General features: G+C 38.5%; 8 protein-coding genes and 1 pseudogene. 2 read left to right on the top strand and 7 right to left on the bottom strand.

Going from position 1 to position 8,559, the window contains the following annotated elements; all coding sequences use genetic code 11:
* The 6 genes from P9Q65_RS12530 to cysK form a co-directional block, all read right to left on the bottom strand.
* Window positions 1–211: hypothetical protein (locus tag P9Q65_RS12530; protein ID WP_304509802.1), on the bottom strand; the 211-nt coding region annotated here is incomplete at its 3' end.
* A gap of 185 nt (window positions 212–396) precedes the next feature.
* The gene (locus P9Q65_RS12535; RefSeq protein ID WP_304509803.1) at window positions 397–1,662 is read right to left on the bottom strand and encodes a M56 family metallopeptidase; all 1,266 of its coding nucleotides are present in this window, start codon (window positions 1,660–1,662) and stop codon (window positions 397–399) included.
* Between the two features lie 10 nt (window positions 1,663–1,672).
* Complete coding sequence (locus tag P9Q65_RS12540) at window positions 1,673–2,053, bottom strand: BlaI/MecI/CopY family transcriptional regulator (protein WP_304509805.1); 381 nt, start codon at window positions 2,051–2,053, stop codon at window positions 1,673–1,675.
* A gap of 1,026 nt (window positions 2,054–3,079) precedes the next feature.
* A complete protein-coding gene (locus P9Q65_RS12545) occupies window positions 3,080–4,204 on the bottom strand; it encodes a cysteine desulfurase family protein (protein WP_304509806.1) in 1,125 nt (374 codons plus the stop codon).
* A gap of 84 nt (window positions 4,205–4,288) precedes the next feature.
* Window positions 4,289–5,380: a tRNA 2-thiouridine(34) synthase MnmA gene (mnmA, locus tag P9Q65_RS12550; protein ID WP_330695390.1), complete on the bottom strand. Its 1,092-nt coding sequence runs from the start codon at window positions 5,378–5,380 to the stop codon at window positions 4,289–4,291.
* Between the two features lie 158 nt (window positions 5,381–5,538).
* On the bottom strand, window positions 5,539–6,471 hold the full coding sequence (gene cysK, locus P9Q65_RS12555; protein WP_304509808.1) for a cysteine synthase A: 933 nt from the start codon (window positions 6,469–6,471) through the stop codon (window positions 5,539–5,541).
* Window positions 6,472–6,707: 236 nt separating this feature from the next.
* On the opposite strand from cysK, the gene P9Q65_RS12560 reads away from it, so the two are divergent.
* Window positions 6,708–7,136 (top strand): RrF2 family transcriptional regulator, encoded by a 429-nt coding sequence (locus P9Q65_RS12560; protein ID WP_304509809.1) that lies wholly within the window; start codon window positions 6,708–6,710, stop codon window positions 7,134–7,136.
* Between the two features lie 176 nt (window positions 7,137–7,312).
* Here P9Q65_RS12560 and P9Q65_RS12565 read toward each other — a convergent pair.
* A pseudogene (locus P9Q65_RS12565) lies at window positions 7,313–7,459 on the bottom strand (IS200/IS605 family transposase); the annotation flags it as partial.
* A gap of 253 nt (window positions 7,460–7,712) precedes the next feature.
* On the opposite strand from P9Q65_RS12565, the gene P9Q65_RS13335 reads away from it, so the two are divergent.
* A partial coding sequence (locus P9Q65_RS13335) for a ParB N-terminal domain-containing protein (RefSeq protein WP_304509811.1) occupies window positions 7,713–8,559 on the top strand: 847 nt, incomplete at its 3' end.

The following is an 8,559-nucleotide window of genomic DNA, read 5'->3' on the forward strand; positions in this document are numbered from 1 at the left end:
AAACATTTTCATTAAGGTCTCCCAATAACGCAACCACTTCTTCTTCTTGTTGCTGAGATAAAGTTATATTCGTCTCCTTCGCCTCTGCACAGCCTAAAAAAAGTCCTGACGCTGTCATTGCAACGCATAAAACTCCAGTTAGTAGGCATCTGCCTATTTGCTTATGAATGGTTGTAATTTTATCTCTTAATATGTTTTGTTCAATTTTCATGCTCTCTTTTATATCCCTTCTGTTTTTTATTCATTTTACATCATTTTGGATAAATTTACAAAATCTATTTTTAAAGTTTATCCCTTTATAAATGTAGAATTAGGTCGATAAAAAATCAACTATAATCCTTCAAAATAAAAAAAGACCTTTTAAATAAAGGTCTTTTTTATTTAATTCAAATTTTATCATTTTACTTTTTTAGCCCACCCATGATAGTATCCATGATACTTGCCATCTATCACTTGCATTTCATATATTGTTAGAGTACCTGCATATGTACAACCACTATTTTCAAATGTTACTTCTAATTTTTCAGGTGACATATAGGTTGTAACACGCTCGTAATCTTCCACATATAAATCTCTGGCCGCTCTTGTAACTACTTCTTGCCTACCACTTTTTGCTAAATCATCTTCACTAACGGAAACAATTGCATCTTCAATCGTTTCTACTTTACTTTCATCATGTACTACTAACTTCTTAACTTGATTATCATTCACATGATTATCCGTTGTAGCAAAAGCAGTTGCAACACTTACAGGAATAGACAAAGATAACACTAACGCAAAAGCCGACATTTTCTTAAAACTCATAATAGCCACAATCCTTTCTTTAATTGAATTTTTTGCGAACCCACTATAAACAATAGAGTCTTTATACTGCATTTGGGAAGCTTGTATTAAATTCAGTGCATATGACTCCCTTTGTTCCCTACCCAGCAATTCCAAAACATGTCTATCGCAAGCTATTTCCATATCTCTGTTAATGAATTTGAATAAAATCCAAGCACATGGATTAAACCAGTTTGAACTAACAAGTATAGCCAGCATTAACTTAATAAACGAATGCCAATATTTAATATGCATACATTCATGCAACATAATCTGTTTTGCGCTCATTTCTTGGTTAATATCAAAATCAGTCGGAATCAAAATTCCCGGTCTTATAAAACCATAAGCTAATGGAACACCAATTTCGTTTGAAGATTTTATTTCCATATCTGTGCGCAAATTGTACTGTTCTAACCACTGCTTTATTCTTACTACTTCTTTGATATCGCACGGCCTAGCACCTTTGATTAACTTCATTCCGGAATAATAACTTAAAACAAAATACGTAGCTACAATTATAACGCCTATGAACCAAATGAAATAAAGACTTTTAATGACTAACTGTAAATCCAAATATTTATTAATTGCCTTTAAAAGTTGGCGACTATTGTATTGCAGCGTAATGAATCCATGAACAAAAAGATAATCCCGAAGTTTAAAAATTGCATTATATACACACCAGTTAGAAGTAATCTGAAATGGCAATAACATTCTAATGGCTGCGATTCCCCATAAAAAACCAAACACGTAATGGGGGACCTTATTGATTGTTACCTTTCGTATTACTAAAGTAATTATAATAATTAATGCCGCTGACGCATTCATATATAAATAACTCACAGGAATCACCTCATTTTAATTTATCAATGATATCCCGCAACTCTTTAATATCTTCCTCGGATAGTTCGCCACTATCTGTAAAGGCTGATAACATATTGGTAAGCGAACCGTTATAATACGATTTCAAAAAGCTTTTACTGGCTTTCATTTTATATGCTTCCCCTTCAACAATGGGGTAATAATAATTGGTTATTCCAATTTTTTCATGGCTCACAAGTTTTTTTTCTTCCAATCTTACTAAGAAAGTGGATACAGTTCGTACATTCCACTCAATCCCGTCTTGCTCCTTAACAATCTTGCAAATTTCTTTTACCACCATCTTCGACTTTGATTCCAGTAAAACATTCAAGACTTTTTGTTCAGAACTTGACGCAAGCTTTTCTGTATTCATTCACATCGCTCCTTATAGATTACAAATAAACTAAATATATATTTATCCAAACATAGAATTTTTTCCAATCATTAGAACCCAATCATCCATATGTCCCTATTTTCTTTTTAATAATATATCATCTAAGTAAATTAGATAAGCAAAATCACTAAATGCTCATCAAAATGATCAATATAGCTCCCTAAAATATGTGATTAATAATCAAAATAATTTTACAATTGTCCCAGGTATACTTATAGTATATATAATAAGGAAATAATTGTCAACACAAATTCTTAAAAAAATACAATTTATTTTTTATTCTACCATGATACTGATTAAATAGTAAATAACTGTGATTTGCACTATAATAACCATATTTACTTTTACAAAAGCAAATCTATTGTTTTTTTTGGAGACAAAAAAATAACAAAGTGCTCGGATCATTAAAGGTTCCTGCACTTTGCTCTTACGTTTCGTTTTGAATTTCATATATTATCTTTCCTCTGATCTATCGATATATCTTCACAACAAATGGTTAACTCATGAAAGGGTCTCATTTTCAAAAAACATATGCGCTTCATAACCATATTGGGTACGGTACAATTCTTCATAGAACCTAGTACTTTCCTCTATATATCTTTTGGCAATTTACCGGCAATATTAGATAAACAAAATAATTGCCATCTTCGAAACCCCTCTTTCCATTTTCTAAATCAAAGTCCTCGTGCATCATACTCCTCAATCAGAGGTTAATTTGATTTTTCCCTCATCTGTCACATTATACGATATGGTATCCTCTGATTAAATTAATTTGTATCTTTATGATTGGATTTATAAAAGGATTTCATATTTTTTTCCTATTTTTTTCCTATACTTTTTTACAATACCCCATTCTATCAATTGTTACACCGTCAATTTCCTTCCCATCTCACCTACCCCGCAATCTATATTTTAACTACCTCGCTGTGTCTGCAAATCAAGGCGAAAATCTCTAAATGATCATTTTTCACATTTTTCAATACAACAAAAGTCTTATTTCCTATCCTATCGCCCTGTCAACATAGTATAGCAACGGTCAAAAGCCCTAAGAAATTCTTGTATTTCTTCTTCCGTTGTCAGATGACTCAAGCTAAGACGCCAAGAGGATAATGCGTTTTTCCGATCTTGGCTTACCGCCAATACCGCTCGAGATGGCTGTCCTTCCGCAGAACAAGCCGATTTTACAGACACACAAACACCTTGCTCGTCCAAACTTCGCTGAAATACAGTCCCTTTAACGCCTTGTACACTTAAATTTAAAATATGAGGAACCCCATTTTTCGGGCTATTCAAACGAACATTAGGATAACTTTCTAATTCCTTACGCAGTTTCCTATGAAGATCTTGGACCACCTCATAACGATGGCTCTGCTCTTTCAAAGCCATTTCAAGGGCAGTTTGTGTTGCTGCTGCAAGGGCCAATGCAGGAGTACCGCTACGATATATGGTAGTGCTGGTGCCTCCATGAATCAACGGCTCAATTATTAGATTTTTACGCTTCAGTAATACACCACAACCATTTAAACCATAAAACTTATGCCCTGTGAAGCACATCGTATCTATCCCCGAGAAAGAAATATTTGTCTTACCTACTGCTTGCGTCGCATCCACATGTAAGCAACAATTTGGATACTCCTTTAATATTTCACTGATTTCTGAAATTGGCTGAATACATCCCAATTCGCTATCGACCCCACAAATTGCTACCAATATGGTATCTTTTCTCAATAAATCTTTCAGTTCATTTAAATTTACAGTACCGTCTCTTTCTATATCAACCAGATCAATTTCATATCCCTGTTCTTGCAATGCCGTAAGACAGCCACTTACGGAGGAATGTTCCAAAGGCGTGGAAATAATATGCCGCCCAACGTGACGAGCCGAACGTGCAATTCCCTTAATTGCTAAATTATTTGCCTCGCTTGCCCCTGAAGTATAAATAATTTCTCCGGGACTGACCCCCAGCAATTGAGCCATTTTTTCCGTCACTTTGGCCATTTCTGCCTGTGCCGCTAGGCCTGCACTATGGGAAGAATTCGGATTCCCCATAAACGCACGCTCAACTTGTAAAAATCGCTCTAATACCTCCGGCGCAACGGGAGTATTCGCTGAATAATCTAAATAAATCATAAACTTCCTCCAAAATTTCAAATGTTATTACTCATTATTAATAACTTAAATTTCCTTCGCCAAAGCACTCTTAAGGAAACCATATCAAGTAAAAGCAGTTACAATGGTACCTCCCCCAACAACCATATCTCCATCATATAAAACCAAAGCCTGACCGGGTGTAATTGCTCGCTGAGGTATATGGAACGCAACCCGCACCTGACCATTAGTCAAAGGGAATACCGTTGCCTTTTGCTCCGACTGCCTGTAGCGTGTTTTTGCTTGAAATTCTTTAGGTTTTTTCAAGGTTTCAAAGGAAATCCAGTTCATATCCTCTGCTATTAAGTTTTTGGTATAAAGGGCAGACTCAGGGCCTACAGTCACTGTATTGTCTTTCATAGACTTTTCACAAACATATACTGCCTCTCCCATGTTCAACCCCAAACCCTTTCGTTGTCCTATGGTATAGCGTACAGCCCCTGTATGCCGACCAATAATAGTTCCTTTTTCATCTAGAAAATCGCCAGAAGGATAACGCCTCCCCGTATATTCTTCCATAAACTTGGTATAGTCCCCATGGGGCACAAAGCAGATATCTTGACTATCATGCTTTCGAGCATTGACAAAATGCAGCCGTTCCGCCAATTCCCTTACTTCCTTCTTTCGAAGACCTCCTAAGGGAAATAGGGTGTGAGCAAGCTGATTTTGTGTCATTGTATATAGGGCATAACTTTGATCCTTTGTATCATCTAGGGCTTTTTTTAATAAATAGCGACCGGTTTCTGCATCTCGCTCAATTCTGGCATAATGTCCCGTCACAACATAATTTAAATTCTTTTTTTGGGCAAACTTCAGAAGTTTGTCAAATTTCATATAACGATTACAATCTATACACGGGTTCGGCGTTCCACCGTCTTCATAAATGCGGATAAATTTCTCCATAATCTGTTGCCGAAAATCCATGGTAAAATCTAAGACTTCATAAGGCATATCCAACTGAAATGCCACTTCGCTGGCATCATCAATATCCCGCTGAGAACAACAAGTGCGAAAACCACAGCGACCAATGTCCTCATTACGATATAGACGCATGGTCGTTCCTTCGCAGTGATATCCATTTTTCAACATGAAATACGCAGCCATGGAACTATCCACACCGCCACTCATGGCAATAAGCGCACTTTTATTCTCCCTCAATCTTTTTCACCTTCATTCTTCTAAAATAACAGACCTTTTATTGACTTATGCATATCAAGAAAACCCATACATATCAAGAAAACCCATACAGTACATACACTTCATTACTTTTTCCTCCTAAATAAAATGGTTACGTTTGAAAAATTGATATATTATAATTAATCTGTAAACATAGGGGTGGAAAGATAACGCTCACCTGTGTCAGGTAACAAAACAACAATGTTCCTTCCTTTATTTTCGGGGCGCTTTGCTATTTCAATAGCACCCCATAAAGCAGCGCCAGAAGAAATACCAACCAAAACGCCTTCGGAACGACTAACTTGTTTTCCTGTAGCAAAGGCAGCTTCATTTTCAACCGTAATAATTTCATCATAAATTTCGGTATCAAGTATATCAGGGACAAAACCTGCGCCAATGCCTTGAATTTTATGGGCTCCGGGCATTCCCTTACTCAGCACAGGGGAAGCGGCCGGTTCTATTGCAACAATTTTAACCCCGGGGTTTTGTTCTTTCAAATAAGATCCCACCCCTGTAATGGTTCCACCTGTTCCTACACCGGCCACAAAGATATCCACCTTCCCGTCAGTATCTTCCCAAATTTCCGGACCCGTAGTAATTCTATGAATGGCCGGATTGGCTGGATTTACAAACTGCCCTGGCACAAAACTATTGGGAATCTCTCGGGCCAATTCTTCTGCTCTTGCAATAGCACCTTTCATACCCTTAGCGCCATCCGTCAAAACCAGTTCTGCACCATACGCCTTCATCAACTGGCGGCGTTCCACGCTCATAGTTTCTGGCATAACAATGATAATACGATATCCCTTTGCAGCTGCTATAGATGCTAAACCAATACCGGTATTTCCGGAAGTAGGCTCAATAATCACAGAATCAGGTTTTAAAATTCCTTTTTCTTCTGCATCATCCAACATGCTTTTTGCAATTCGATCTTTCACAGAACCTGCCGGGTTAAAATACTCCAACTTTGCAAGAATTTTTGCCTCAAGATCGTATTCATTTTCAATATGGGTAAGTTCTAATAATGGTGTTCTGCCAACCAATTGATCTGCTGATGTATAAATTTTACTCATAATTAATTCCTCCATTCAAATATACTCTGTTTGATAAAATATCAGTTTCTTGAGATATCTCAATAACATCGAAGTAATACTATGTATTCTCAATACCTATTTCATTGATAGGTTTATAGGTATATTATACTCTCTTTGCCAAATTGTCAATAGTGAAAAGTACTTTTTATAAATAATTTTATTTGATTTCCTATTTACCCTATTGTATAATAGGTTGATATATGGAGGGATTTATTATGATGATTTCAACGAAGGGCAGATATGCATTACGTGTAATGATTGATTTAGCAGAACATCCAGGAAATTATATTCCCTTAAAGGAAATTGCTGAACGACAAGAAATTTCTGAAAAATATCTTGAGATTATTTTGAAATCTTTGGTACGGGAAAAATTTTTAATTGGGCAAAGAGGGAAAGGCGGTGGTTATTGCCTAAGTAAAGCGCCTGATACCTACACAGTAGGTAGTATTTTACGTTTGACAGAAGGTAGCCTTGCTCCTGTTGCTTGTCTGGACGAAAAAGCCGAACAATGCGCCCGTGTGTCTAATTGCCGCACCCTTTCAATGTGGCAAGACTTGGACAAACTCATCAATGAATACTTGGATGGAATCACCATTGCAGATTTAATGGCATCCTATCAAGCCGGAGATGACTATATTATTTAAATTAGCAGGAAATATTTTACGATGCTTAAAAACACATTGGAAATCAAAACCACGCGTTAAACGCGTGGTTTGTACTAGCCCTAGAAGGGCTTTTTACTGGCACAGCGTCTTAAGACGCATTGAATGTTCCGCCAACCGCATTACTTCTTCAGGGAGCCGCTAAAGCGGCCTTCTTTTTATCCCTTTTTATTCTTGTCACCCGTAAACGGGTCTGTATATTCTTTTAACGATATTTGATCTGCCATAATGTCCTCTTGTAACTGGTTCTTTATATAGTCTTTTATTACACCCTCATTTCGTCCTACTGTATCTACATATGAGCCAAACGTATTAGGAAAACTGCAAAACCCCTTATTCTATGCGGGATAAGGGAATATCAAAATAAAATATGAGCTATCACATTACACAGGATACCGCCCAATTGGACAAGCTGGGCGGTATTTTTGTATCTGGATAGCGAAACTTCGGGTCAAGTTGGCCCGAAGTGGAAAGGAGAGATTGCAAATATCCCGCTGGGCTTGATTGAAAAATCAGGCTCTTTTTTGTTGCCATAAAACAGACAAGGAGGAAAAGCGCATGGCAAAAAATGAACTAAACAAGCCGGACGAAGTAAAAACTGCCCTCGCACAGGAAGCCACAGCAGAAGAAAAAACCACTCCCGCACCCATGCCGGAGATTGGCGGTGAAGTTCCGGCCCCGGAAAAGACCGCCGAGGAAACAGCAGCACTTCCCCATGAGGACGGAGCCGCCCTGCATGAAGCCGATAAGGACGGGCCGGAAGTACCTAACCCCATTGACATTCCCGCCCCCGGTGATGTAGTGGTTTCCTTTAATAAAATCAATGAGATTGTTTCGGGAAAACAGGCGGCGGCAAAGGAAACGGAACAGACTGCCCCCGAAAAACAGGAGGCGGAACAAGCAGACCCCACAGATAAAATGGCAGAGTCGGAAAAGCCGGGCAGAAAACCGAAAGGCCGCCCACCTAAAACTGCTGAAAAAGCAGACAAAAAGCCCTCCCGCCCTGTCAAACAGGAAAAAACACCAAAGGCCGTAAAGTCGGAGAAACCGGACAAACAGAAACAGGCCATAGAAGTTGGTGGCGGTGGTTCCGCTTCCCCGAAAACTACGGAACAGGCACAGCAGGAAACACCGCCCCCTGCCCCGGAACTGCCGCCCGAACCGAGGGAAGCACCCCGCCCCGGCGAACAGGAACAGATTGTTTATCTCAATCTTTCCGAGCTTTACGCGTTCAAAGACCACCCATTTCAGGTTAGAAATGATGAAGAAATGGCGACTATGGTGGAAAGCGTCAAGGACAAGGGTGTTACCCAGCCTGCCATTGTACGCCCCCGCGAAGATGGCGGGTATGAAATCGTATCCGGCCACCGCCGCCAGAAAGCCAGCGAATTAGCCGGATATTTTG

Source organism: Anaerotignum sp. (assembly GCF_030625865.1).
In the GTDB taxonomy this organism is placed as follows: domain Bacteria; phylum Bacillota; class Clostridia; order Lachnospirales; family Anaerotignaceae; genus Chakrabartyella.